Here is a 26,934-nt window from a genome sequence, read left to right as displayed (position 1 = left end):
GCTTATTTCATGGCTAAACATTCCAAATCCCTCTGGGGCGAACTTGCAGTGCCGTCCCAGATTGGTCTTGTGCTTGGAATTGTTCTGTTTTTCAGCGTTTTCGTCAATCTTCTGGTGCTGACCTCGCCCATCTACATGATGCAGATATACGATCGGGTGCTGGTCAGCGGACAGATCGAGACGCTTATCTTCCTCAGCCTCATCGCGCTTGGCGGTTTCGTTGCCATGGCAGTGTTCGACAGCGTTCGCGGTTACGTCCTTGTCAGGCTCGGACGCTATCTCGATCTCACCCTGCGCGAACCGGTGCTGGAAAGCGCCATCGGTTATTCGCGCCGCGGCGGCGCTGCGCACCGCAAGCTGGTCGATGACCTCAGCACAGCGCGCAACTACATCGGCAGCCAAGCCGTGCTGCCCTTCATCGATGCGCCGTGGGTGCCGTTCTTCGTGGCCGTCATCTGGATCATTCACCCCTGGCTGGGCATGCTGGCGCTCGGCTCTGCGCTGCTGCTATTCGGCGTGGCCTTGCTCAACGATCATCTCAGCCGAAAGCTGATGCTCTCCGTGGCGCGCCAGCAATATGCCGCCGGAGAGTTTGCCAGCGCGGCGATCCAGCAGGCAGACGTCGTCCATGCCATGGGCATGAAGGGCGCCGTTTATGCCCGCTTTCGTGGCCTTGTCGACGAAATGGGCCTGGCCAACCAGCAGGTGGGCGACATCGCCGCTCTGGTGAGCGCCATATCGAAATCCCTTCGCTATCTGGTGCAGAGCGCTGCGCTCGGCCTTGGCGCCTATCTCGTGATCAGCGCACAGATGACGCCGGGCGGCATGATCGCCGGATCCATCATCCTGGGCCGCGCGCTGGCGCCGATCGAGCAATCGATCGGATCGTGGCGGCAATTCGTGGGCGCCCGCGAGGCCTATATCCGGCTGCGCGATTTCCTCAGCAGCGTGCCCGCCCGCAACGAGCCCATGCGCCTGCCGGCGATCAAGGGAAGCCTGCGGGTAGAAGAGCTTTTGTACATGATGCCGGAAGCGGATGCGCCTGTGCTCAAGCGGGTGTCCTTCGGCCTCGAGCCGGGCACGGCGCTGGCGGTGGTCGGCCCGTCTGCCTCGGGAAAGAGCACGCTGTGCCGCTTGCTGGTAGGGGCACTCGCGCCGACATCAGGCCATGTTCGGGTGGATGGCGCCGATATCGTCAGTCTGCACAGCGCCGACGCTCAGGCAGCCATCGGCTATCTGCCGCAGAATATCGAACTGTTCGCCGGCACTGTGCGGGACAATATTGCCCGCTTCGGTGGCCGCGACGACAATGCCGTCGTGGCGGCTGCGCGTGCAGCAGGCTGCCACGACATGATCCTGCGACTGCAGAAGGGCTATGACACCGAAATCGGGGTGGGGGGCATGTTCCTCAGCGGCGGCCAGCGACAGCGCGTGGCACTGGCGCGGGCGCTTTATGGCGCGCCGCGCTACCTAGTGCTCGACGAGCCCAATTCCAATCTCGACCAGGAAGGCGAGATCGCCCTGGTCAAGGCCATCGACCAGGCAAAGCAGGAGGGGGCTACAGTGATCGTGGTCAGCCATCGCTCGACACTGATGCAGCCCATCGACAAGCTGGCCGTGTTGCGCGACGGCATTCTCGAAAAATTCGGCGACCGCGACGAGGTGCTGCGCGAGCTCGCGCCGAAGCCGGCGCAGCCCAAGCCCACACTTGTGGCCAAGGCCAATGTCGGCGCACAGGGTGGGGGAGCAGCGCAATGACGATCATGGACGCCGGCAAGCCCGGACAAGGCCTCGTACCGGCGGCGATTACGCCAGCCAATGACACCAGCGCGGCCGTATCGACCCTGTCGCTACAGAAGGGGCCGCTGCTGTTTGGCCTGTCGGCGCTCGTCGTGTTCGTGGGCGTGTTTGGCGTCTGGGCCGGGCTGGCGCCGTTGTCGAGCGGCGCGCTGGCCAGCGGCATCGTGGGGCCGGATTCCAGCCGCAAGGTGATCCAGCACCTCGAAGGCGGCATCGTCAGCGTGCTGCACGTGCGCCAGAACCAGCAGGTGAAGGCCGGCGAGCCGCTGATCACGCTGGAATCCGTGCAGGCGGAGGCAAGCTTTTCCGCGCAGCGCTCGCAATGGGCGCGACTTCTGATCATGCGCGAGCGCCTGGATGCGCAAATGGACGGGCGATCCGATTTCAGCCTGCCCGAGGCCGAGCAATGGGCCGACAATGTGCAGCTGGCCGAGTTTACCCAAAGCCAGCAGCAATTGCTTTCGACCCGCCAAGCAGCGCTGAAGCAGCAATCAGAAATTCATGAAACCCAGATCGCCCAGCTGCATGACGAGATCAATGCGATCGACGCCGAGAATGCCGGGCTCGACAAGCAGATGGAACTGATGGCCGAGGAAATGGCCAACAAGGCGCGCCTGCTTGAGCAACAGCTGATTTCCCAGCCGGACTATATGCTGCTGCAGCGGCAGATGGCGCAGCTGGAGAGCAGCAAATCCGCCAATACGGCGCGCATTGCCAGGGCGGCGCAGCAGATCAACGAAGTGCGCCTGCAGATGCTGCAATTGCAGGAAACCTACAGGGACAGGGTGGCCGAAGAGAGCACCCAAGTGAACAACGAGATCGCCCAGATCGAGGAGCGCATGGCATCGGCCGGTGACATTCTCAAGCGTACCATCATCACCAGCCCGGTAGACGGGATCGTGCTCAACCTCCAGGCCCAGACCACAGGCGGTGTCATCCGTCCGGCCGAGCCCATCATGGAAGTCGTGCCGCTCAACGACGACATGATCATCGTTGCGCGCTTGGCGCCCAAGGATATCGATATGGTTACGGTAGGGCTCGAGGCGCGAGTGAGCCTCTTGCCCTTTGCGTCGCGGAATGAATTGCCGCTGATCGGGTCGGTTACGGAAGTGGCTGCGGACAGTACCTATGACGAGGCCAGCCGGACCTATTATTACGAGATGCGCGTGCGCGTTTCCGCAGACGAGCTTGCCAAGCACGAGGGGATCTATCTTTCGCCGGGCATGCCGGCCGACGTCACCATCGTCACCGGGGAGCGCACCATGCTGCAATACCTCGCCGAGCCCCTGGTGCGGTCAGTGACGCGGGCTTTTGTCTACGACTGAAACGTCTCCCATGCAGCAAATTGAATGAAAAAGCCCCCGGCGGACTATCCTGCCGGGGGCTTTTTCTTGGGCGCCAAGTTTTCCTCAGCATTTTTACTGATGTCATAAGTTTAGGGCGAAAATGGCGGATTTGCTCGTGATTTCAATGGCCGGCCAAGGGCTCGCAGGTGGCAGAGCAGGGTCGCAAGTGTTCACAAGTAACCATTCAAGAAACGACTCGTAGATTCAAGTTGACTTCAAACCGGTCGGCAGTGTCTATTCCCTAACAAGGCGTTAATGTTGTTCCATATCGGGACAGCCGGAGGGCCGGGGGACATGGCTGACGATTGGGCGGGACACTTGCGTGTCTGAGGACGCTCGACTTCATCCAAAATTCTGAAAGTTCTGATCTGCGCGCCATGGCTCGATACGAGGCATTGCTGCGCGATCCGAAATGTTCGCGCGTGGTGATCGCCACGCTGTCGCAACAGCCAGGTCCCCAGTTTGAAATTCTCGGGTCACCGCGGACGGCAGCAGCCGGCCTGCGTCCTGACCCGTCGCGCATCGATATTGCCCGCCTTGAGGGTGTCGGCAGAAACCGTGAGTTGGAGAAGTAGTATGGCATTCGAAGTCACAAGCGTCGTCGCCAAGGTCTGGAACGGAAGCGCCTTTGTCGCCGACAATTCGGTCAACCGCACCAATATCGGGGCCGGTGGCCAGTTTCAGCTGACCGTCACCTTCTCGGCATCGGCCAACACGGCCTTCACGCCGATCTTCTACTTCAACGGCGACGAGAACCCCGCAGGCGTGCTGAACTTCATCAGCGGCGTGTGGAGCAATGCCAACAAGACCTACACGATCACCTACGGCATCCTCGACGATGCCACGTTCCAGATCGACGACATTGACCTCAACGTGACCAATGTCCGTTCGGGCACCAACCAGGATCTGGGCGTGGCGACGATTGAGAATGTGTTCTCAGTCGACCTTGCCATGCCGGCAGCGTCCGCACCCGACCTGCTGGCCGCTTCCGACAGCGGCGCATCCAACAGCGACAACCTGACCAACGACACGACGCCGACGGTGCGCGTCACGCTGCCCGACGGCATCGAGGCCGGCGACACCGTCCGTATCCTCACCACGTCCGGTATTCTGGCGACCTTCGCCGTCAATGCCGGCCATGTGTCGGCAGGCTATCTCGACGTCACGTTGATCCTCACCGAAGGCACGCATGCGCTCAGCGTGGCCTTCGAAGATCCCGCCGGTAACAAGTCGGTTTCTGCCGACAGCCTGACGATTGTCGTCGACACCTCGGTTGATGCTCCGGTCTTTACCGGCGGCAACACCCCGGTCGGGCAGAATGTCGTGCTGACCGGCACGGTCGATCCGGATGCCACAACCACGATCAGCGTCAACGGCGTGACCTATTCCGCCAATGACATCGATATCGACGCCAATGGCAATTTCACGCTCGAGATCGATGCGGCAAGCTTTGCCGCCGATGGCCTGCCGATCCCGGTCGTGATCACCACGACCGACCTTGCCGGCAATACGAGTGCACTGACCAGCAGCATCACGGTCGGCCTCGAAGGCAACAATGTCGCGTCCAGCACTGCCGCCGACGAGGACTTCAACCTCGGCGCAGGCCGCGACACGGTCCAGTTCCTGGGCACTTATGCGGATTCCACCATCACGCTGGGCGCCGGCGAGATCACCGTTTCCAACGCCGCCGACGGCACCGACACCCTGAGCGGGGTGGAGATCCTCCAGTTCGTCGACACCACGGTCCTGGTCGTCGACGCCACGCCCGGCTATGAAGGCTATACCAGCATCCAGTCGGCCCTTGCCGCGGCAAATGCCGGCACCGGGCACTTCACCATCCTGGTGCGCAATGGCGATTACACGCTGACCAGCACGCTGACCCTGAGCAAGTCGATTGCGATCGTGGGTGAGAGCGAAGCCGGCGTGAAGATCAATGCCGCCGCTGTTTCCGGCTATGGCATCCTAGTGGAAGGCGACGGGGTTTCGCTCTCCAACTTCTCGCTGACCGGTCCGGCCGCCAATGCCGGCTCAAGCTATGGCATCAAGGTCGAGCCTAACTCCACCGACCCGGCGGATCGCCTGCTCGATTTTGCCCTGAGCCATGTGACGGTTTCGGGCTCCGGCCGCAGCGAGATCGATCTCAATGGCGTCAACGGCGCAGTGCTGAGCAATGTCACGGCCAATGGCCTGGGCACTGCGGGCGTCGGCATCGCGATGACCAATTCGGCCAATGTCGAGCTGAACCACGTTTCGACAAGCGGCAACAATTGGGGATCGGTGGCGCTCTATCCGAGTGTCGGGCCCTATAACCAGGCCGTCGACAATATCGAATTTACCGGCACGTTCAGCACCACCGATGCCATCGGCGTCTTCGTGCAGACCAAGCCGGGCGCGGCGCCGCTGGGCGATGTCAGCTTCCCGCCGGCCTGGTCGGCCGACGGCGATGGTGTCTGGACCGTGGTCAATGCCGCGCACCGTCCGGGTGGCGAAGCCTTCACCTTCTTCTTTGCCGACCGCGACGATGCGGAAGCCTTTGCCGCTGTGCTCGAAGGGGTCAACGGCAACACCAATTCAGTGGTCACCGGCCCTGACGGGGTCATCTACGGCTCCGTCGCGATCGACACCCTGCATATCGATGGCACCTGGGCCGATTTCACCATCAGCGAAGCCAATGGCGTCTATACGCTGACCGACACCCGCGCCGTGCCGGAATATGATGCGCCGATCCTGGTCAATGGCATCGCCAATTTCGCCTTCAGCGACGGCACCATGCCGGTTGCTGATCTGCGCAATGACGACCCCTCCGGCATTACGCTGGGCGCCCTCACGCTGGCTGAAGATGCCGCCACCGGCACCATTGTGGGCCAGGTGACAGGCGTTGCCGACGCCGATGGTGCGTTCGACGCGCATACCTTCGAGATCGTCGGCGGCGATGGCCGGTTTGCCATCGATGCCGTGACCGGTGTCATCACCGTGGCGGATGGCGGTTTCGACTTCGAAACCGAAGCCAGTATCGACATTACAATCCGCGCAACCGACGTCCATGGCGCCTTCTACGACACAAGTGTCACTATCGGTGTGACCGACGTTAACGAAGCGCCAGCGGTGTCGCTGGCCAATGTGATCGCTTCGATTGCCGAGAACACCGACACCACCACCTCGGTCAAGGTCGCCGATATCGTCATCACCGACGATGCGCTGGGCACCAACAGCCTCAGCCTGTCGGGCGCCAATGCGTCGTTGTTCGAAATCGTGGCCAATGGCAATGCCTTCGAGCTTCACATCAAGGCCGGCACGGTGATCAATTACGAAGCGCTGGCCGAGCTCAATGTCAGCGTCACGGTGGCCGATGCCACCTTGCCCTCGACCAGCGACAGCGTGGCTCTCGCCCTCAGCGTCGATGATGTCAACGAAGCGCCGGTTTTCGGCTTCAACCAGTCGTTTGACGCCAACACGGCAGGCATCCAGACGCTCAATGGCGCCTATGGTGCGGCCGTGGTGGTTGCGAGCGGCACCAACGGCATCGCTTCGCCCGATGGGTCGTCCTTCGCGATCCTCACCCAGACCGCCCATAATGGTTCCAACGCGACCGGCCCCTATACGTTCTTCGACGGCAAGCACAGCGAGTTCGTCAACGGGCTCACGGCCAGCACCAGCGTCTATCTGGACACCAACTGGGCCAATGGCGAAGGCTTCGACTATTCCGTCAGCGCCCTCAAGGCCGACGGCACGTTCCTGCGCGACTTCATCTTCCATGTGAGCAAGGATACGAGCAGCAATGCGTTGCTGGTCGGCGGCAGCAACAACACCAATTTTGCACCGCGCCAGGATCTCGACAGCCCCGGCTACGTGGCGGCCAATGGTCCTGCCTTTGCCGTTACCCAGAGCGGCTGGTACACGCTGCAGCACACGTTCAAGAACGCGGGCGGAGTGCTCGCCGTCGAGCTGAGCCTGCTTGACCAGGCCGGCACCGTGCTCTGGTCGCTGACCAAGTCTGCGCTATCCGACCTGATCGCAGCGGGCCCGGGCTGGCCGGGTGCCGGCGGCGTCAATTATGGCTGGTTCACCAATATCGATGTGACCGGCGGCATTGCCGTCGACCAGATCGCGCTGGGCGACTACACCGCCAAGGTGACCGAACTGCTCGATGGCGCTGATAATGAAGGCACCGAAGTGCACGTCGCAAAGGGCGTCATCACGTTCCGCGATGTCGATGCCGGAGACAGCCATACTGTGTCCGTAACCGCGCCGAGCGGCGCCCTGGGCAGCCTTTCGGCCAGTGTCGTCAATGCCGATGGTGATGGCGAAGGCTTTGTGGCCTGGACCTTCAGCGTCGCCGATGCCGATATCGAGCACCTCAAGGGCGGTGAAACGCTGACCCAGACCTTCACGCTCACCCTGACCGATGCCGCTGGGCTCCCGGTGACCCAGGATGTGACGGTTACCCTCGTTGGCACCAACGATGCTCCGGTGATCACCGGCGATGTCAGCAAGACGGTTTCGGAAACCGATGCAGCGCTGACGATCACCGGCACGGCCATCGCCACCGATGTCGATGCCGACGAAAGCGGTTTCGAGGCAGCGTCCGGTCAGCAAGGCACCAATGGCGGGACTTTCTCGATCGACGCGGATGGCAACTGGACCTATGTGGCCAACAGCGCCTATGACAACCTGGCCGTCGGCCAGTCCTTCGTGGACAGCTTTATCGCCAAGACGATCGACGGCACCGAACAGCTGATCTCGGTGACGATCGAGGGCACCAATGACGCACCGGTGATCATCGCCGGCGGCAATACCGGCACCGCTTGGGAAGCCGGCGACGCGATCAACAACCTCCTGAGCGCTGCGACCAACGGCACCTTTGATCTGTCGGTCGACTACAGCGCCACAATCCTTGCAGAAGGTGTGCCGCATTCGCGACAGGACATTGATGGGCTGATTTCCGCTCTCATGAACGCGGGGGCAGGAGAAGCCGAGGCCATCGCGGCGGTCTGGGATCACTACGACGACAATTTCGGCGGTTATAGCGCGCCGCCGCGCGACGAAGCCATGGCCTGGCTCGGCGTCTACTATGCTGACTATCTCAAGCAGAACAAGCAGCCGCTGACCTTCGTGGCCAGCAAGTATGCGGCCGATTCCAACAATAGTGGCGCGCCCGATCGCCTGCAGCCCCTGCACGATAACCTGCTGGGCAACCTGTGGTGGCAGGATTTGCAGGAGCGTCTCGACCAGAAGGGCACGGCCACCAGCTACGCGGATATCGTCGCTGCCCTGACCGCTGTCGATCCGGCCTTTTCGACGCTCTCGGTCAGCCGTTATCCCTATTCGGGCAATGAGGGCGTGGTGAATACCGCCAAGGCCTATGACCTGGCCAACGGCCTGGTGCCTTCGCTGAGCGGGCAGCTGTCGGCGACGGATGTGGATGACGGTGACGTGCTCACCTGGTCCATTGCGGACGCCGATGCACAGGGCCTTTACGGCACGCTCGTCGTCAACGCGGACGGCAGCTGGAACTATGTTCTGGACGAAGCCCTGGCCGGGTCTCTCAATGCCGGCGAAAGCGCCTCGGACACCTTCACGGTTACCGTCACTGACGGGAAGGAAAGCGTGTCCACCAGTGTGACCATCAATGTGCTGGGCACCAACGACGCGCCGGTCGCGCAGGTTGCGACGGCGGCGGTTGACGAGGATGCTACCATCGATGGCGCGGTGACCGCGAATGACGTCGATGCGGGCCAGACCGAAACCCTGACCTTCGAACTGGTCGGCACGGCACCAGCCGGCCTTACCTTCAATGCTGACGGCACCTACAGCTTCGATGCCTCGTCCTATGACGCGCTCGGTGAAGGCGAGGAGAGCGACGTTGTCGTCACCTTCATCGCTCGCGACGCCAATGGTGCCGCTTCGGCACCGCAGACACTGACCATCACCGTGACGGGCAAGAATGACGCTCCCACGATCGATGGTCCGAGTGTGGTGGTTGGCCGGGCCTTCGAGGCTGCACAGCTCAAGGGCATCATCTCGGCAGAGACCAATGTGAATATTTCCGGAATCGGCAATTTCACGCATAGCTTCTCGCTCAGCACCGATGCCGTCGATGCCATGAACGGTCTCTTGGTCGATGCCAACAATGTTTCGGCCGTTCTCGACCTGCTCGCAGCAGAAGTGGGCGGGCGCCCGACGGCGATAGCGGTCCTCTGGGACTTCCTGGACGCCAATTACGGGTCCTATGTCTCGGTGACCAACGAGTCCTTCCTGCGGCTGGGTGTCGAATATATCGATTATCTCGCCGATGGCGGAACGCCGTTTACGGAGGTGATTGCCAAGTTCAGCCCGACCCGCGAGCAGAGCTTGCATGACAATCTGCTGGGCAATTTCAACTGGGACGACGTGAACTACCGCTTCCCGGCTTCCACGCCGGCGCGCCAGGAAATCATCACGCTGCTGGTCAATGCCGAGCTGGTCGATCCGGCCGTCGCGGCAGATCTCGTGGACTTTGCCCAATATGGCCGGGACAATCTGCCAGCGGGCGCCGGGGTGCTGACCCGCCCGGTTTTCGACGGCAATTTGAACAACACCAATAATCCAAATGGTGTGTTGAGCCGCGACTGGGATGCTGGCACCCCGTATTTCGACGGTGAAGTGCTCGGCGGTAAGCTCGTCGCCGAGGATGTCGACGCCAATGACGAGATTACTTGGTCGACCGACCCGCTGGTCGGGACTTACGGCACGCTGACTGTCGATGCGTTCGGCAACTGGAGCTACCTGCTCGATGCCGACAAGGCCCAGACGCTTGCGGCCGGACAGTCCGAAACCGACGCATTCGTCGTGACCGCGTCCGACGGAAAGGGCGGTACGGCGTCCGTGACGATCGAGATCAACGTGCACGGCGCCAACGATGCGGCCAAAATCGTGGCCAGCGCTGATGAAGACCTGGCAGTGGTGGAAGCCGGCGGCGTCAACAATGCCGATCTCGGCGACGCAGTCGCCGGCGGCACGCTGACCGTCATGGACGTCGACACGGGTGAGAACGTGTTCGCCGAAGTCGATGCGGCAGACCTTGAAGGCGCCTATGGCTCCTTCACCTTCGACAGCCAGACCGGGGCCTGGACCTATGTCCTCGACCAGGACAAGGCCGATATCCTCAAGGACGCGGCGATCGAAACGCTGGTGGTCAAGTCCCTGGACGGGACGGCAAGCTACACGATCACCGTCAATGTCACGGGAACGAACGATGCCCCCGTCGCCTCGGTGATCGCCAATGCGACGGCAGAGCAGGACCAGGCGTTCAGCTTCACGGTCGATGCCTTTACCGATGTCGACGATGCGGTGCTGAGCTACGAGGCCAGCCTCGCTGACGGTTCGCCGCTCCCGGCATGGCTCTCCTTCGATCCAGTTACGCTGACCTTCTCGGGCACCCCTGCCAATGGCGATATCGGGACGCTGAGCGTGAAGGTGACGGCGCTCGACGCCGACAATGCCTCGGCCAGCGCCACGTTCGAAATCGAGGTGGGCAATGTCAACGATGCGCCCGAGTTCCTGTTCACCGGATCTCTGACCATCAACGAGGACGAGATCGTTTACCGCACCGCGGAGCAAGTTCAGGCGCTCGTCGATGCCTATGTCCGCGACATCGACGGCGATGACGTCACCGTCACTGTCGAAATCAAGGATGGCGACGAAAGGGTCGGATACTACGTCTATCCCGAAGATGGAGACTTCGACTTCACCCCGCCCAGCAATTTCAACGGGTCCTTGACGGTTATCATCACGCTGGATGACGGAAAGCTCGAAGCCAACAGTGTCGTCACGAAGACGCTGACGCTTGCGGTCAATGCAGTGGACGATCTGGTAGCCGAAGACGATGCTTTCGACGGTCTCGAAGATGAGGCAATCGAGGCAAGCGTGGCCGCCAATGACAGCACCACGTCCGGTGGTACGCTGTCCTACGAGCTGGTCAGCAGCACTGAATCGGGCGATCTGGTGTTCAACGCCGATGGGTCGTTTGTCTACCAGCCTGAGGCAAATGCATCGGGCGTCGTCAGCTTCACCTACAAGGTCACCGATGCCGAGGCCCGCGAAGAGGCGGTGCGTACGGTCACCCTGACTATTGCCGCGGTGAATGACAGCCCGACCCATACCGGTGCGCTTACCCTGCTCACCAACGAGGATGCCGATCAGGCGACGCTCGACCTCCTGGCGGGTGCCGTCGATGTGGATGGCGACACGCTCAGCGTCGCCAATGTGACCCTCACCGGCCCCAGCGCCGGCGTCTCGGTCGTCAACAATTCGGTGTCGATCAACCCCAACGCCTACAATTATCTGGGTGACGGGCAGAGCGCCGTGGTGACGATTTCCTACAAGATCGTCGACGGCAATGGCGGATCGGTCGATCGCACCGCCACCATCACCATCGAAGGCCGCAACGAACTGGTTGTCGGCAGCGACTTCGACGATGTGGGGCTCAATGCCCTGCAGGGCTCCAACTTCGCCGACACCATCTATGCCGGCGACGGTGATGACACGGTCTATGGTGGCTCGGGCGACGACATCATCTACGGCGAGGCCGGCGATGACTCCCTCTATGGCGGTTCGGGCAACGACACCATCTACGGTGGCGACGGCGATGACTACATCGAGGGTGGCTCGGGAGATGACTATCTCCTGGGTGGTGCGGGTGACGACGAAATCCGCGGCGGTGCTGGTTCGGATCGCATTGAAGGTGGTCTTGGTCGCGATATGCTTTATGGCGGCAATGGAAATGACATCTTCATCTACCGTTCGGCAGCGGACTCCGAGGTCGGCGCGCAGCGCGACGTGATCGCGGACTTCTCTTCCGGTGACAAGATCGATCTGCGCGACCTTATCCCTGGTGGGGACGACGGTTTCACATTCCTCGGTCGCGGTACGGCGACACGAACGATGGAGTTCGGAAATCTTAAGTACTACTATTACGCAGGGGATACCTACATTGTCGGTAGCGTAGATGGTGACAAGGAAGCCGACTTCCAAATTCGACTTCTCGGCGAACATGTGTTGACGTCCGCTAATTTCCTTGGTGTCTCAAAATCGATAATTAGCGGGACCGGAAACCCGGATACGCTGGTGGGTACTTCAGGAAACGACATCTTCCTGGGTGGACGTGGTGCCGATGTTATCAATGGCAATGGCGGCAGCGACACTTACCTGCTCCTCAGTACCTCTGACAGCCGCGTTGGTGCCGAAGGCCGTGACGTGCTGACAAACTGGAACTCGACCAGCAAGATCGACATCTCGGCAATCGACGCCAATACCAAGGTGGACGGGCATCAGGAATTCCTGTTTGTCGGTCAGGGCGCTGCGGATCGCTCGGTGGGGACAAGCCAGATCAAGTACTATCACAGCGGCGGAAATACCTTTGTCGTGGGTGATACCAATGGCGATGGCGACGCCGACTTCCAGGTCCAGCTGAATGGCATTCATCACCTGACGGCAGACAATTTCGTCGGTGTAAAGCCGGGCGTTATCATCGGCACGTCAGCCGGCGACCGGCTGGCAGGCACAACAGGCAACGATATCTTCGTCGGCGGCCTTGGTCGCGACGTGCTCGGCGATGACGATACCGGCGGGCTGGGTTCGGATCGGTTCGTGTTCCTGTCCAAGGCCGACTCGGTTGTGGGTAGCAACCGTGACGTCATCCGCAACTGGGACTCTTCGGACGTCATTGACCTGACGGCTATCGATGCAAATGCGTCAGTCAGCGGCCATCAGCGCTTCATCTTTGATGGCGACGTCCCTGGCACGCCAGATACCATCGTGGAGCAGGGGCACATCAAGTTCTATCATGTTGGAACGAGCACGTTTATCGTCGCCAATACCGGAACTGGAAATCAAGCGGACTTCCAGATCGCGCTGCAGGGGATTCATTTCCTTACAGCTGAGAACTTCGACGGCTTGCTATAGATACTGAGCTATCGAAACCGATCACCAAGAGGGTGGCGGCCGCAAGGCCGCCACCCTTTGTTCTCTTTTGGGTCAATGAGCCCTCAAACCGTCCTTAGGCTGCAGGTCAGCCCTGCTACTTATGCATAGGTGAGGGGGGTGTATTGGAAAATTGCGCCCCAATAGACTGGAAAGCATGGTAAATCCGATGCAATACTATGGTTTCCTTATTGTTTTTGGAGTTTTCGCGGATGGATTTGCCTCGAAAGGGTAAATGAAAGGTAAAACAAATCTTGACCGCCTGAGGGGCCGAGCGTAGGGTCCGGACGTGGCGCAAGATTGAGGTTTCAGAATGCGTAAGCCCCTACCGTATATGGTCCTGGCGATTGGTTTGGCGCTCGGTTCCGCTGGTGGCGTTGCGGCCGCCCCGGTGGCTGGCAATGCAGACTACGTTACTCTTTATGACGCAGCCTTTTCCGGCTGCACCGTGCCTGCAGGTTCTGTGGCAGCGTGCGAAGCGGCCCTGACGGCATATTCGAGCCGCCTGGTCGCCGACAACATCGAGATCGAGGTGGCCAATGCCTCGTTCAGCGCACTTCGCATCGATGTCCGTGCTGCCAATGCGGGCAATCCCGAGTTCCAGGCTTTGATCGAAGCCCTGTTCGAGCAGCTGCTGCCCGATTCCGGTGCGATCGCTGGTCCTGTGACCGGCACGGCCCCTGTGGGTGCTGACCCGAGCAGCCCTGGTGCTGGTAGCCCCACGGCTCCCACTCCAGGCCCGGGCAACCCGACCCCGGCCAGCCCGACCTGATCTCAGTCACGTCCGGCTTTGGTTTCATGCCTCGCGCTTAATGGTGCGGGGCATTTTTGTTGCGGATTGATCGAGGCGATCGGTTCAGCGACGCCTGTGTTACTGCTGACTACCAGCCTTGCACTTTTGTGCAGGGTGCGCCCAGATATCAACGATCAACCCTCATATTTGGGCGCAATACGGAATTATGTACTGCCTGCGCCGTCTTTCTAGGAATTCTGTTTTTCTGCCTATTAGGTTGTGCAATTCGCGTTCCTAAACAAGGGATTGGCAATAATTCAGGATTTGGTAACCTTGGCTTGCGGCTGACTTGTATGGGTACGGGCAATTGTCCGTGCCGACACGCTTCGGAGCTTTGCGATGAGTAGTGTTGATTTCGTAGGCCGCGGCGTCGCTATGCTGTCGCCAGATTCTGCAGCCGAGCGGCCCCCGGTCGTCCTGCAAAGTGGCCTTCCCTACGCTGGTGCCGTCGCCCTTACGCCTGAAGTTCTGGCGGAGCCCAGACGGCGCCGTCACCTGTTCGCCAAGCGGGTTGTCGACATCCTGCTGTCTGGCGCCGCGCTGATCGCTCTCATGCCGTTGATGCTGCTGGTTGCGGCAATCATCAAGATCACCAGTTCGGGGCCGGTGACGTTCCGGCAATGGCGCGAGGGCGTCAATGGCACAAGCTTTGAAATCCTGAAGTTCCGCAGCATGCGCCAGGATATGTGCGACCTGTCCGGCGTTGCGCAAACGGCGTCCAATGATCCACGCGTGACAGCAATCGGCCGGTTCATCCGTCGCACCAGTATCGACGAGCTGCCACAGCTGATCAATGTGCTACGAGGCGACATGTCGCTCGTTGGCCCGCGACCGCATGTCGACAATATGCGCGCCGGTGGCATGGCCTATAAGGAACTGGTGCCCTATTATCACCTGCGCCTGCAAATGCAGCCAGGCCTGACCGGCTGGGCGCAGGCCAATGGCTTTCGCGGTTCCACCACCGATCCGGTGCGGGCGCGTCAACGGATCGATCACGACATCGCCTATATCCAGAATTTCTCGATCTGGCTCGACTTGCGGATCATCTTGATTACCTTGGTCCGAGAATTTGTTGGAGGGTCGGGCGAATAGCGCCGGATGCGCTGCCTGCTGTACCCTTCTTAGAAATCGGATCCATCCGGATCCTTCCAACCTAAAGGTGTAGCATGAGCAAAACGGTCTCGCCGACGTCCTCCGTCAGGGCCATCCTGGCCAGCGCACTCCTCTGTCTTGCCTCTTATCCGATCCTCGCATCGGCCCAGCAGCAGGAGGCTGCTTCCAGGGCGAGCGCAGACGATGCATCCTCGCAAGCCACTGTCCCGGAAGTGGAGGACGTCGAAGCGGCCTTCGCCGAGGCGCGCGCCTTGCTGGCCACCGGCGCTGACAGCGCACAATGGGCCGAAGGAGTGGAAAAGCTCCGCATCGCCGCAGATGGCGGGGTGGTGTCCGCCATGCTGCAATTGGGTGACGCGCTTGTGGAGGGGCGGTTCGGGCTTGAGGCCGAGCCTGAAGCAGCGGTGCCCTATTACCAGCTGGCCGCCGATGCCGGCGAGGTCAATGGACTTTTGCGCCTTGGCAATCTCTACCGTGACGGCGCCGCTGGTCTTGAACCGGACGGCTCGGCCGCCAGCCGTTTCTACGAGGAAGCTATCGCAGCAGACAATAATGCTGCGCGCCGGTATCTGGGCACGTTGCTGCTGGAAGGACGGCTGATCGATGCCGATCCGGATCGCGGCGTTGCGCTCTACCAAGAGGCCATTGCGCAGGGCGACGCGTCGGCAGCCATCGGGCTAGCCAATATCTATCGAGACGGGACTGGCATTGCCCCTGATCCATCCCGGGCCGTTGCTTTGCTCGAGCCACTCGCGGAGGCCGGCAATACGAGCGCACTCAATGCGCTTGGCGATATCTACAGGGCCGGAGGGCAGGGGCTGACGGCTGATCCGGAAAAGGCGCGCGACTATTTTGCGCTGGCTGCGGACTTGGACAACAGTACGGCTGCGCGCAAGCTGGCTGACATGATGATCCGGGGTGAAGGGGGTTCTGCCGATTTTGCAGGAGGCGTTGCGCTCCTTTCTGAGCGAGCCGAGGCTGGCGACGATGCCGTGCTGCTGCCGCTGGGAGATTATTATGCCGATACCGCGTTGGCTGAATCCGACGCGGGCATGGCGGCCGAATTTTACGAGCGGGCCGCTGCAGCCGGTAATGTAACCGCGCTGTTGCGTCTCGGAGCGCTCTATCGTGACGGAGGGCCGGGCCTTGCGGCCGATGGAGCCCGGGCCCGAGCCTATTTCGAGGAGGCCATCGACCAAGGCAACAATGCCGGTCGCCGCGCGCTGGCCGAGATGCTTTTGTCCGGCACAGCGATCGAGGCCGATCCTGCCGCGGGGGAGGCGCTTTACCGGGCTGCCATTGCCGAGGGCGACAATGCTTCGGTTTTGCAGCTCGCCGAGGCTTATCGCACAGGGCTCGGTGTTGCTGCCGATGGCGCCATGGCCGCAGCCGTGCTTGAGCCATTGGCGGCAAGCGACAATGTATCCGCGCTCAACGCGCTGGGCGACCTCTATCGAACCGGTGCGCCGGGCCTTCCGGCCGATCCAGACGCGGCAAAGGCGAATTTTGCGCAAGCGCAACAGCTCGGCAATTCGACGGCCGCGCGCAAGATTGCCGATATGATCATCCGCGGCGAGGGCGCAGAGCCTGATTTCGAAGGCGGGCTTTCGATCTTGCGCAGTCTTGGGGGCGAGGGCAATCCAAGCATAGCGCTCGCCATTGGCGATTATTATGCCGACGCATCGCTCGGCAATGTCGATGCCGACCAGGCTGTCGCCAATTACCGCCAGGCCGCCTCCGACGGCAGCGTTGCCGGATTGCTGCGGCTTGCCGATCTTTATCGCACTGGAACCGAAGGGCTTCCGCCCAATGGTGAACTGGCCGTCGCTGCCCTGCAGGAAGCCTCCGACGCCGGCAATAATGTGGCACGGCGAACCCTTGCCGGGATGCTTGTCGCCGGCGATCTCGGGCAAAAAGACGTCGACCGCGGATTGGCGTTGCTCGATGCCGCTATGGGGGAAGGCGACCGGCAGGCCGCCCTGCTTTTGGGGGAATTTCGATCCAATGGTCGTTATATGCCCGCGGACTATGACGAGGCGATGCGCGCATTTGATGCGGCAATTGCTGCCGGTCACCCCTCGGCCGAGGTCAGCAAGGCCTTGGCCTTGACGTCGGGACCGCTGGCCCGAGAATATAAGGCCGAGGGCGTCGAACTTCTCAAAGCCGCTGTCGCTCGGGAAGTCCCAACCGCTAGACTGGCTCTTGCCCAAGCCCAATTGGCGGGCCGGGTGGACGGAGATGGATTGGCCGATGCGATGGCGACGCTCGGCCCAGCAATCGAGGCCGATGACAGCGCTGCAATTCGTTTCCTTATCGGTTTCTACCGAGACGGCCAGCGAAACGTCGCACGACCTGACCTCGCGGCTGCGCGTCAGTTGGTGGAGCAAAAGGCGGGAGTGCTCGGCGCGCCACGCGTCGCACTCGAGAACATGTTGATCCTCGCCAAGGAACCGGGATCAAGCGGTCGCCTTGGCGCTTTCGACGCCTATTTCCAGGTATTGGAGCCACAAACGCGGTCAAGCGCAGTCATACTCATTCATGCGGCGAACCTGAACGCCTATGTCTATCTCCTGCAGCGGGGACTTGCCGAAAAGGGCCTATATGACGGCGTGCCGAATGGGCAGCTGGGTCGGACGACGATCAATGCGGTCGCTGCGTTCTGCTCCAGTGCTGGGATCAGGTCAGTGTGCGACCGGGGTCCGCTTACGCCTCAGGCGGCGCGTGCTATCGCCAATGCTCTCTTTGTCAATCAATAGGCTCGATCAACAGTTTGAGCCCAAGTTCATGCGCACCCACCATGCGCTGCGTGCATTAGTTATATTTCCGCTAATCAGTTGTTATGCGTAGGAGGCGCGTGGCAGAAAGCTAGCACTGTTCCTGCTCGGGGGGCCTTCGTTCGAGGGTTGTGTGGGGTTCAGCGCATTAAGGCCGAATTGTCTGTTTGCGTAAGTGCAGGAGTTGCTTCGCATCGCCTTTGGGCAATGCGACAGGCAAGTCCTGTGGCGGTTTAGGAGCTAGGTTTTGCGTAAAGTCGCGTTGATTACCGGGGTGACTGGCCAGGATGGTGCGTATCTGGCGCAGTTGCTCCTCGACAAGGGATACACGGTGCATGGTCTTAAGCGCCGATCATCCTCCTTCAATACCGGGCGTATTGAACACATCTATCAGGATCCGCATGATCCGGATCCCAGGCTTATTCTTCACTACGGAGATCTGACGGACGCGACAAATCTCATCCGCGTCGTCCAGGAAGTGCAGCCGGACGAAATCTACAATCTGGCCGCGCAAAGCCATGTGCAGGTTTCCTTTGAAACTCCCGAATATACGGCGAACGCGGACGGAATCGGGACGCTGCGGCTTCTCGAAGCCATTCGCATCCTCGGACTTCAGCAGAAGACCCGGTTCTACCAGGCTTCGACATCTGAATTGTATGGGCTGGTGCAGGAGACCCCACAACGGGAAACTACTCCCTTTTATCCGCGCTCGCCCTACGCGGCCGCAAAACTATACGCGTACTGGATCGTGGTGAACTACCGCGAGGCCTATGGCATCCACGCCAGCAATGGCATTCTCTTCAATCACGAGAGCCCGTTGCGCGGCGAGACTTTTGTCACTCGCAAGATCAGCCGTGCCGTGGCCGCTATCAAGCTGGGTCATCAGGACAAACTCTATCTCGGTAATCTCGACGCCAAACGAGACTGGGGGCATGCCCGCGAATACGTAAAGGGCATGTGGCTGATGACGCAGCAGGACAAGGGCGATGATTATGTTCTCGCTACAGGCGTCACCACCCCCGTGCGCGATTTCGTGACCTGGGCCTTTGAGGATACCGGCGTTACACTGGAGTGGCGCGGGCAGGGTGTCGATGAGCGTGGCTTCGATGCCGCTACCGGGAGATGTCTGGTCGAAGTCGACCCCCGCTACTTCCGGCCCACCGAGGTTGAGCTCCTTCTGGGCGATCCGACCAAAGCCCAGGAGAAGCTGGGATGGACACACCAAACTTCGGTGCGTGACCTTGCTGCAGAAATGGTGCGCGAAGACCTCAAGGTCATGCAGACCTCTCCGGTGATGAAGGAAGCGTGATGTACGCGCTCGACGGCAAACGTGTCTGGGTTGCTGGGCACCGAGGTATGGTTGGTAGTGCAGTGGTTCGTCGCCTTCAATCGGAAGGATGCGAGGTCCTGACGGCGAGCAGGTCTCAGGTTGACCTGAAGCGGCAGTCCGAAGTCGAGGAATACCTGGCGGATACCCGCCCGGATGCCATAGTTATGGCGGCAGCCAAGGTAGGTGGTATTCAGGCCAACGCCTCCTATCCAGCAGACTTTTTGTACAACAACCTCATGATAGAGGCCAACATTGTCGAGGCGGCTCACCGCAACGACGTCGAGCGCATGCTGTTCCTGGGATCCTCCTGTATTTATCCAAAGCTTGCGCCCCAGCCCATTCCGGAAGATGCGTTGCTGACGGGGCCGCTCGAACCAACAAACGAGTGGTATGCCATTGCCAAGATTGCGGGCATCAAGCTCGCGCAGGCGTATCGGACGCAGCACAATCGCGACTACATCTCGGCCATGCCGACGAACCTTTATGGCCCAGGCGACAATTTTGATCTGTCGTCCAGCCATGTCCTACCCGCCCTCATTCGCAAGGCCCATGAAGCAAAGCTGGCGGGAGCCAGGTCCATGACAGTTTGGGGAACAGGTACGCCGCGGCGCGAATTTCTTCACGCCGATGATTGTGCCGACGCGTTGGTGTTTCTCCTCAAGTCTTATTCAGATTACGAGCACGTCAATGTCGGGTCGGGCGAAGATGTCAGCATTCTTGAGCTCACGCGGATGGTTTGCGGCGTGGTGGGGTTTGAAGGAGAGTTGCAGCATGACTTGTCCAAGCCCGACGGAACGCCGCGCAAGCTGATGCAATCCGACAAGTTGCGCGGCATGGGCTGGAAGCCCCGCATCGACCTGGAACAGGGCATCGCCAGCACCTATGCCTGGTTCCTCGAAAATTATGGGGCCGCTCAATGAACACAACGGCCATTATCTTCGGCGGGTGTGGGTTCTTTGGGACCCACTTGGCCCGGCACCTGGCGCTCGACGACACGGTGACGAGGATTATCCTCGCCGATATTCGCGAACCGAGGGAGCTGACGGCCAAATCCGAATATGTCCGGTGCGATGTCCGCGAGCCAATTGACATCGCAGTAGAGGGCAAGTCCGTCATCTATAATTTTGCCGCCGTTCATACCACTCCCGGTCACGAGGACTGGGAGTATTACTGGGCTAATGTCCGGGGCGCTATCGAAGTGTGCCGATTTGCAGAGCGCAAGGGCTGTACTCGCATTTTTTTCACTTCCACGATGGGTATCTACGGACCTCAGGAAGACATTGTGGACGAGCAGACCGTGGCACAGCCCGTAAGCGCCTATGGCAAGTCAAAGTTGCTGGCGGAAAAAATACATGAAGATTGGCAGGCGCGGCACGCAGACTCTCGGCGCCTTGTAATCATGCGTCCAGCTGTGACGTTCGGCGAGGGCGAGCATGGCAATTTCGAGCGTCTGGCAGGCCTGCTGCGTCGCGGACTTTTCGTTTACCCAGTTCGCAAGACCACGATCAAGGCCTGCGCGCCGGTGGAGGAAATGCCGGAGTGCTTTGCATATATGGCCGCATTCGACGAGCCGGTCATCCGATTCATTTTCGCCTATCCTGACCGCACCACCACTGAGGACATCAATCGGGGATTCCATGAGGCAGCTGGATACAAGATGCCGGGCGTGGTGGTACCTGGCTGGATCATCAACACGGCCGCCTTGGGCTTCGAAGTCCTCGCCAAACTTGGTCTGAAAACCTCGATCAACAGAGCGCGTGTCCGCAAGCTCGTTCAGTCGACCAACATCTATCCACGCGAACTTGTCTCTCGCGGCTGGACATTCAAACTTCCACTGGCTGAGGCGCTGCGCCGCTGGCAGAAAGCGAATGACTTCAAATGAGCACTTCGTTTGACAAGCGTTGCAAGATTTTCTTTCACGACTACGGCGGTCATGCCTTCACCGCGCAGATAGCCCGGGCGATGGCAAAACGCGGTGCAGATGTTCTCTATGCTTCGTTCGGTGGATTTGCGACGCCTAAGGGCAAGGTGGACGGCGAAAGTACCGATCCTACTGGTTTCAGAGCCGAGCAAATCACAATTTCCGAGCCTTTTGATAAGGATAATCTTCTGCGTCGCCAGCGCCAGCAGATTGAGTACGCGCGGATTGCGGCAGCAAAGGTTCTGGCTGAGAGACCGGATATCGTCTTCTCCTCTAATTCTCCGCTGGAAGTGCAGAAGCATCTGATGGATGCCTGTAAAGAGGTCGGTGCCAAGTTCGTTTTTTGGTTGCAGGACATCCACAGCGAAGCGATCGAGCGCATCATCGGCAAGAAGTCCGCTCTGCTCGGACGCCTGGCAGGGGCCTATTATCGTCGTCTGGAGATCAAGCTTCTCAAAAGTAGCGACCGGGTCATCGTTATCGCGGATGCCTTCAAATCCCTGCTCAATGGCTGGGGCATGGACACACGGTCCATGGTGGTGATCGAAAACTGGGCGCCCCTAGAGGACATTCCGATGCTTCGGCCCGATAATGATTGGGCGATGAAGAACCTGCGACCAGGCCGCAAGCGGATCATCTATTCAGGCACGCTGGCCCGAAAGCACAATCCGGATATGCTTCTCCATCTGGCGCGTAATCTGGATGTCGACGTTCACCTGTTCTCGCAAGGCTCCAATGCCGATTACGTGCAGAGCGTCGCCGCCAAGGAGGGTCTCGACAACATGATCGTGCGACCGTGGGTCGCCGTTCACGACCTACCCAGTATGCTCGCTTCGGCAGACATCCTTTATGCCGTCATCGAAAAGGATGCTGGACATTTTTCTGTTCCGTCCAAGGTACTCTCCTACCTCGCCGCTGGCCGGGCCATTCTTGCTTCGATACCGCAGGACAATCTTGCCAGCATGAATATCCAGCGGGCAGAGGCGGGAATGGTGTCGGCGCCTGATGACTTGAATGGCCTATTGAGCAATGCCCGGCAAATGCTTGAGGATGATTCTCTGCGCCAGCGTTTCGGCGCCAATGGTCGTGCTTATGCGGAAACACTTTTCGACATCGACGCGATAACCGACCGGTTCGTCGATATTGTTCAGTCCGCGCTGGGACAATCCCGGACTTTGACCATGGCCCTGCCAACAAATCCCACACCGTCTGCGTCCGTTTTGTAAAGAGTACTTGTCATGACAACCAGCGCGCCGCGCATCGCCCTCGTCTCCGGTTTCTGGGGCCAGAATATCGGCAACGCCTTTTTCAATATCGGTGGGCACTGGATCCTGCGGCAGGTCTTTGGCGAAGACAACGTGGCGTTTATCCAGGATCAGCCGGGCTATCGTACCTTCCACAAGCAGGCGACCGGCAACCCGCGAAACGATATCGAGATGCTACGCTTTCTGGACATCGACTACATTGTGCTACAGGGCCCGCTGATGACGACGTCACTGGAGGCGCTCTGGCGACCGACCCTTAAGGCGCTCGCGGCTCGGGGTACGCGCATCATTTTGCTCGGCGCGGCCTTCTTCAAGTACAACGAAGCCGAGTTTAAGGCGGTAAAGAGCTTCCTGGCGGAGTTCAAGCCAGCCGTCATCTCCACGCGCGACAGCCGCTCCTATGAAGTCCTGAAAAGCTGGGAGACGGATATTCCGCTCTATGACGGCATGGACAGCGCGTTTTTCGTCCCCAAAGCCTATACGCCGTTCAAATATGCTATAGACCGGTATCTGGCTCTGAACTTCGACCGTTTTCCAGAGCCGGACATTCGCCTCGCAACGGCCAAAGATCCGGAAGCAAATTTTTCTTTCGAGCATCGCGGCAAATGGTGGAACCTGCATGTTCCCAAGGTGCAGGATTATTTCTCGCACAAGGGCAAGGCGGTGGCCTATCTGGGCCACCTGCTGGATCGCCGCAAGCTGCCAGTTGAAGTGGATGGCCTTATGGTCATGCGCCCGGAGCATCGCTTCAACCCGCACATGACCCGCAAAATCTATCAGCATCCCAATGCGGTCGCATCCGACGAGCCGTGGACCTATTTCAACATCTACGCCAATTCCGAATTTGTCCTCGCCGATCGCGTCCATGCCTGCGTTGCGGCGCTGGCTTATGGCCGCGAGGCCATGCTGTTCACTCCGTCTCCGCGCCAGGCTCTTTTTGCGCGCGTTGGTGCGCATGACATTCGGAGCCGGCCGGTCCGTATTGATCTCGACTGGCTCGAGCAGGAACGCATGGATGAACTGGCCTGGCTCAAGGACAAGTTGAGCTGATGGGTGAAGGCCGGATATTCTTTTGTGGGCCGTTTCCCGGCGTGGTGACCGGGCAGACGGTGACAACCGAGTTCCTGTTTTCACGTCTTGCTTTGAAGGTCGAGCCGAAAAAATTGGTCCGCCTCGATGTTTCCCGAGCCAACGTCAAAAAGCGATTTGCCAGTTACGGCATCAGGTTAGCTCGCGTAGCCAAGGCCTTATATCAGTTGGCTGTCCGTCCACATAAGTCGGATACGGTATATCTCTCGGTCGACGCCAATCGCGGCATGATTGTAACCATTGCATTGGCACAGTTGACGAGCTTGCGCGGTGCGGAGCTCGTTCTACATCATCATACTGCAGCGCATATCGACCGGCCCAGCGCTTTGATGCGGGCGTTGGTCCGGGCCTCGGGCAGCGCGGCAGTTCATCTCACTATTTGCGATGCGATGAGCCAAGCGTTAGTTCGCCGCTATCCCGAAGTCCGCCATACTGCGGCGCTATCCAACATTGTTCATGTGCGTGGCGAGCAAGACCTGTCGACGCGCACGGATAGCCACTTCAAGCTCGGGTTCATGTCGAAGCTTGTGGAGGAGAAGGGTCTGTTCATCGCCCTGGACCTGCTCAAAGCTCTTCGCGCGGCAGGGATCGAGGCCAGTCTTCATCTCGCTGGTGCATTTCCCAACGACGCAACCCGGCAGTCCTTTTCCGATCGTGCCGGCGAATACATCAAGTATATCGTTCAGCATGGTTTCCTTGACCAAGCCGGAAAGCAGCAGTTTTTTGCTGAGCTGGACCTGTTTGTCTTTCCCACGATCTATGCCAACGAAACTCAGGGCATCGTCAATCTCGAGGCGCTGGCCAATGGTGTGCCCGTCGCAGCTTATGGACGCTGCTGCATACCGGGCGACCTCGAGAGTTCCGGAGGTCTGGTCGTCCCGCCGGATGCAGACTTTGTAACTGAGACATCGGTCTTCATTCGAGATCTCATTTCTAACCACGGTCAGTTGGATGCGGCAAAGCAGGCCTCACGCAACCGCTTCCTGCAGTTACGTGGCGCTTCGGAAGCGCAGTTACAGGCCTTTGATCGTCTTCTGATCGGCAGGGTTTCGTGAATGGGCGCCTATGTTGTCTACGGGGCCTTTGGCGGTCTCAATGCTGGTGATGAGATGATCCTGCGCGCGACAGTGCAGCAGATCACAAGCAGGGACCGACAAGCGGATATCAACGTCTTGCCATTGTCTCGGAAAATCGCGCCGGAAGCTGCACAGGATTACGTCCAGGCCGGATGGCGTTGTCTGCGGTCAGACAACTGGCGGGCTCTATTTGGGGTGCTTTCGCGAGCCGATCTCGTGATTGCGGGGGGGCAATTGCTCAACGGAAGACCGTTTCCGAAGAGCCTTATTTTCCTGTTCGGCGCAGCGCTATTGGCTCGGGCGTCAGGTCGGCGTGTGCTGATGGTCGGAACGGGATCCCGAGACGTGTCCAAGTTTGTGCTGTCGCGGTTTCTCGTCCGTGTAATCCTTTGGCTTTGCACATTTTCGGCTGTCAGGGACGATGCAACACTACGAGATCTCCAGACAAGCGGGGTGAAAGGAAAATACCAGCCGCATCTCACTGCGGATGTGGTTTGGACTCTGGGGACATTGGGCCGGCAAGGGCTGGAGCGTCGCACCATTGTTTTTGCCGTGCATCGCGATCCGGGAGAAATTCATGCGGCCCTTGATCGTCACCTGCAAATGCTTGCTTCGCTTCGCGAGGCGTTCCCCGACTATTCCATTGCCGTTGCAGCGCACGATTGGCGCGATCGATTCGACGGTGGGCTAGTCGCGGACATGCACAGGGCTGCTCCGACAATGTGCGTTCCGGTCCTGCTTCACTCGGCATCAGATGCAGAAGCTCTGTATGAGAAGGCGGCTGTCGTCGTCAGTTCTAGAATGCACCCACTGATCATTGGAAGTCTCTGCGGAGCGTCCATTGTTCCAATCGCGTCCAGCACGAAAGTCGATGGGCTGGCGCGCCATTTCAATCTTGAGCCTATTACCTGGAATGCAGATCGCGCAGCACTGACGTCTGCTGTGCATGCTGCCCTTACACACCAGCCCCGGCGTAATCCGGATATCATCAGGCAATTGCAAGCCCGGTCCATGCTAAATTTCTCTTGGCTTGGTCATGGAGCCTGATCAGTCTTTGCCTGGTCGGCCGGACGCCGTGCCGAAGCATTCACTAAAGAGCGTTTTCACGCGTGCGCTTCGTATATTTGGGCTTCTGGCAGGCCGTTTCACGGGTACCGGTTTTCAGTTTCTCTCACAGGTTTTGGCCGGGCAATTGCTCGGCCCCGCAGCTGTGGGGCTGATGGGGGCCGCGCAGGGCTACATTATGCTGTTCGGAACAATCGGCACCATTGGGAGTCCGTTTTTCCTTCTGCGCCGGGTGGTGTCTCGACCGGGCCGCGATGTGTCCCGCCAGCGCCAGGACTGGCTGCGGTTTGCGCTGATCGGCGCGGGAATTGGCGGTGCAATTTCCACGGCAGTCTTTGGGATCTTCTGGCTGCTGACACCGAATGATCTCAACGCACGTCAATCGACATTGGCTTGGGTCACAATTGCAGTTGGCGTTTTCTCCTATGCCTTGGCCAAATGCTATGTGGAGTATCTCAAAGGGTTGGGGCAATCGAGCAGAGGGCTGATGCTTGAGTTCACCCTGCCTTACGCCGTTACCCTGCTCTTTACCGGCCTTGTCGCCATCATCGACTTCGGTTCGCTTGACGTAGTCATTCCGACTATGGGGTACGCTTTTGCCCTGCTTATCATTGCTGCGCTGTTCATACGCCGGGCAAGACAGGGCAGACCCTTGTCTCAAGGACAAATCAGATCGCGTCTGCGCAGGAACTGGAAAGAATTACTGACCCTTTCGCTTGTCCAGGTCGGTAACAACCTTGCGTTTTCGTTGCCGGTCGCCGTTGTATTCGCTGTTTCGGGTCCGGTAAGTGCAGGACTTCTCGTCATCATTCTGCGCGTCACTGGCCTGACCGCGACGATTTCTGCGGTCTTTGCGTCTTATTTCTCGCCTCTGGCAGCATCCGCGCACCGACAGGCCGATTGGCAACGGATGCGGCGACTTTATCTGGCAAGTTCGCTGACCAACGGCACAGCCTGCGCGAGCTTGTGTGCCCTGCTCATCGTTTTTCCCCAGCAATTGCTTTCGATTTTCGGCGAAGCTTTCGTAGATCCGTCCGCTATTTTTGCCCTGCAATTGTCTGCAGGGGTGAGGCTGTTGAGGCATTTTCTAGGACTGACGGAGGTCTTTCTGACCATGAGTGGAAGGGCTAGCCTTGATCTGGTGTCGCAGTCGTTGTCCGTGGGTGCGCTGGTCATCGGCATGACGATCCTGATTGTGATCGGGGCCACAGGTGACCTACCTTCAGTTGCAGCCGTAGTTGCGGTGTCGGGCGCTGTGCGTCCGGTTGTTTCGGCCGCGTTTATAATCGGCAGCAGAGGCATAATTAAAGTCTAGGATCGGGTTCGCCGTCGTTCACGCCAGGAAGGCGAGCCATGCATGCGCGCCCTTTTCATTAGGCTTGCAATATGCTCCGATACATTA

15 protein-coding genes are annotated in these 26,934 nt (G+C 59.7%); all 15 read left to right on the top strand.

The features are described 5' to 3' along the window. The first annotated feature begins 9 nt into the window (after positions 1-9). The gene (locus VE26_RS08095; protein WP_052715753.1) at positions 10-1,758 is read left to right on the top strand and encodes a type I secretion system permease/ATPase; all 1,749 of its coding nucleotides are present in this window, start codon (positions 10-12) and stop codon (positions 1,756-1,758) included. Beyond that, the gene (locus VE26_RS08090; RefSeq protein ID WP_046104493.1) at positions 1,755-3,125 is read left to right on the top strand and encodes an HlyD family type I secretion periplasmic adaptor subunit; all 1,371 of its coding nucleotides are present in this window, start codon (positions 1,755-1,757) and stop codon (positions 3,123-3,125) included. The genes VE26_RS08095 and VE26_RS08090 overlap by 4 nt, the downstream gene beginning before the upstream one ends. Positions 3,126-3,523: 398 nt before the next feature. Next, on the top strand, positions 3,524-3,721 hold the full coding sequence (locus VE26_RS08085; protein WP_046104492.1) for a hypothetical protein: 198 nt from the start codon (positions 3,524-3,526) through the stop codon (positions 3,719-3,721). 1 nt (position 3,722) lies between these two features. Beyond that, complete coding sequence (locus VE26_RS08080; protein ID WP_046104491.1) at positions 3,723-13,088, top strand: VCBS domain-containing protein; 9,366 nt, start codon at positions 3,723-3,725, stop codon at positions 13,086-13,088. 331 nt (positions 13,089-13,419) lie between these two features. After that, on the top strand, positions 13,420-13,878 hold the full coding sequence (locus VE26_RS08075; RefSeq protein WP_152658762.1) for a hypothetical protein: 459 nt from the start codon (positions 13,420-13,422) through the stop codon (positions 13,876-13,878). 360 nt (positions 13,879-14,238) lie between these two features. Next, positions 14,239-14,991, top strand: a complete 753-nt coding sequence (locus tag VE26_RS08070) for a sugar transferase (RefSeq protein WP_244465646.1) — start codon at positions 14,239-14,241, stop codon at positions 14,989-14,991. Between the two features lie 74 nt (positions 14,992-15,065). Next, positions 15,066-17,768: a tetratricopeptide repeat protein gene (locus tag VE26_RS08065; RefSeq protein ID WP_046104489.1), complete on the top strand. Its 2,703-nt coding sequence runs from the start codon at positions 15,066-15,068 to the stop codon at positions 17,766-17,768. Between the two features lie 265 nt (positions 17,769-18,033). Then, positions 18,034-19,095, top strand: coding sequence for a GDP-mannose 4,6-dehydratase (gene gmd, locus VE26_RS08060; RefSeq protein WP_046104488.1), 1,062 nt, complete (start codon positions 18,034-18,036; stop codon positions 19,093-19,095). Then, a complete protein-coding gene (gene fcl / locus VE26_RS08055) occupies positions 19,095-20,036 on the top strand; it encodes a GDP-L-fucose synthase (protein ID WP_046104487.1) in 942 nt (313 codons plus the stop codon). The genes gmd and fcl overlap by 1 nt, the downstream gene beginning before the upstream one ends. Then, positions 20,033-20,998, top strand: a complete 966-nt coding sequence (locus VE26_RS08050) for an NAD-dependent epimerase/dehydratase family protein (RefSeq protein WP_046104486.1) — start codon at positions 20,033-20,035, stop codon at positions 20,996-20,998. The genes fcl and VE26_RS08050 overlap by 4 nt, the downstream gene beginning before the upstream one ends. After that, positions 20,995-22,263 carry a glycosyltransferase family 4 protein gene (locus VE26_RS08045; protein ID WP_046104485.1) on the top strand — a complete coding sequence of 423 codons (1,269 nt, stop codon included), beginning with the start codon at positions 20,995-20,997 and terminating at the stop codon, positions 22,261-22,263. Before VE26_RS08050 ends, VE26_RS08045 begins: the two co-directional genes overlap by 4 nt. Positions 22,264-22,275: 12 nt before the next feature. After that, complete coding sequence (locus tag VE26_RS08040) at positions 22,276-23,352, top strand: polysaccharide pyruvyl transferase family protein (RefSeq protein ID WP_046104484.1); 1,077 nt, start codon at positions 22,276-22,278, stop codon at positions 23,350-23,352. Further along, positions 23,352-24,446 carry a glycosyltransferase family 4 protein gene (locus VE26_RS17090; protein WP_052715752.1) on the top strand — a complete coding sequence of 365 codons (1,095 nt, stop codon included), beginning with the start codon at positions 23,352-23,354 and terminating at the stop codon, positions 24,444-24,446. Before VE26_RS08040 ends, VE26_RS17090 begins: the two co-directional genes overlap by 1 nt. Beyond that, positions 24,447-25,514, top strand: a complete 1,068-nt coding sequence (locus tag VE26_RS08030; RefSeq protein WP_046104483.1) for a polysaccharide pyruvyl transferase family protein — start codon at positions 24,447-24,449, stop codon at positions 25,512-25,514. Then, complete coding sequence (locus VE26_RS08025) at positions 25,504-26,847, top strand: lipopolysaccharide biosynthesis protein (protein ID WP_046104482.1); 1,344 nt, start codon at positions 25,504-25,506, stop codon at positions 26,845-26,847. The genes VE26_RS08030 and VE26_RS08025 overlap by 11 nt, the downstream gene beginning before the upstream one ends. Positions 26,848-26,934 lie beyond the last annotated feature (87 nt).

This window comes from Devosia chinhatensis (assembly GCF_000969445.1).
Taxonomy (GTDB): domain Bacteria; phylum Pseudomonadota; class Alphaproteobacteria; order Rhizobiales; family Devosiaceae; genus Devosia; species Devosia chinhatensis.
Note: the sequence above shows the minus strand (reverse complement) of the source record. Positions and strands in the feature narration are given on the sequence as shown.

What these genes read in the sequence shown, in the direction of transcription:
- VE26_RS08095 (WP_052715753.1), top strand. Translation starts at nt 10, where the DNA reads ATGGCTAAACATTCCAAATCCCTCTGGGGCGAACTTGCAGTGCCGTCC.
- VE26_RS08075 (WP_152658762.1), top strand. Translation starts at nt 13,420, where the DNA reads ATGCGTAAGCCCCTACCGTATATGGTCCTGGCGATTGGTTTGGCGCTC.
- VE26_RS17090 (WP_052715752.1), top strand. Translation starts at nt 23,352, where the DNA reads ATGGGTGAAGGCCGGATATTCTTTTGTGGGCCGTTTCCCGGCGTGGTG.
- VE26_RS08085 (WP_046104492.1), top strand. Translation starts at nt 3,524, where the DNA reads ATGGCTCGATACGAGGCATTGCTGCGCGATCCGAAATGTTCGCGCGTG.
- VE26_RS08045 (WP_046104485.1), top strand. Translation starts at nt 20,995, where the DNA reads ATGAGCACTTCGTTTGACAAGCGTTGCAAGATTTTCTTTCACGACTAC.
- VE26_RS08065 (WP_046104489.1), top strand. Translation starts at nt 15,066, where the DNA reads ATGAGCAAAACGGTCTCGCCGACGTCCTCCGTCAGGGCCATCCTGGCC.
- VE26_RS08040 (WP_046104484.1), top strand. Translation starts at nt 22,276, where the DNA reads ATGACAACCAGCGCGCCGCGCATCGCCCTCGTCTCCGGTTTCTGGGGC.
- VE26_RS08025 (WP_046104482.1), top strand. Translation starts at nt 25,504, where the DNA reads ATGGAGCCTGATCAGTCTTTGCCTGGTCGGCCGGACGCCGTGCCGAAG.
- VE26_RS08090 (WP_046104493.1), top strand. Translation starts at nt 1,755, where the DNA reads ATGACGATCATGGACGCCGGCAAGCCCGGACAAGGCCTCGTACCGGCG.
- VE26_RS08070 (WP_244465646.1), top strand. Translation starts at nt 14,239, where the DNA reads ATGAGTAGTGTTGATTTCGTAGGCCGCGGCGTCGCTATGCTGTCGCCA.
- VE26_RS08050 (WP_046104486.1), top strand. Translation starts at nt 20,033, where the DNA reads ATGAACACAACGGCCATTATCTTCGGCGGGTGTGGGTTCTTTGGGACC.
- VE26_RS08030 (WP_046104483.1), top strand. Translation starts at nt 24,447, where the DNA reads ATGGGCGCCTATGTTGTCTACGGGGCCTTTGGCGGTCTCAATGCTGGT.
- VE26_RS08080 (WP_046104491.1), top strand. Translation starts at nt 3,723, where the DNA reads ATGGCATTCGAAGTCACAAGCGTCGTCGCCAAGGTCTGGAACGGAAGC.
- fcl (WP_046104487.1), top strand. Translation starts at nt 19,095, where the DNA reads ATGTACGCGCTCGACGGCAAACGTGTCTGGGTTGCTGGGCACCGAGGT.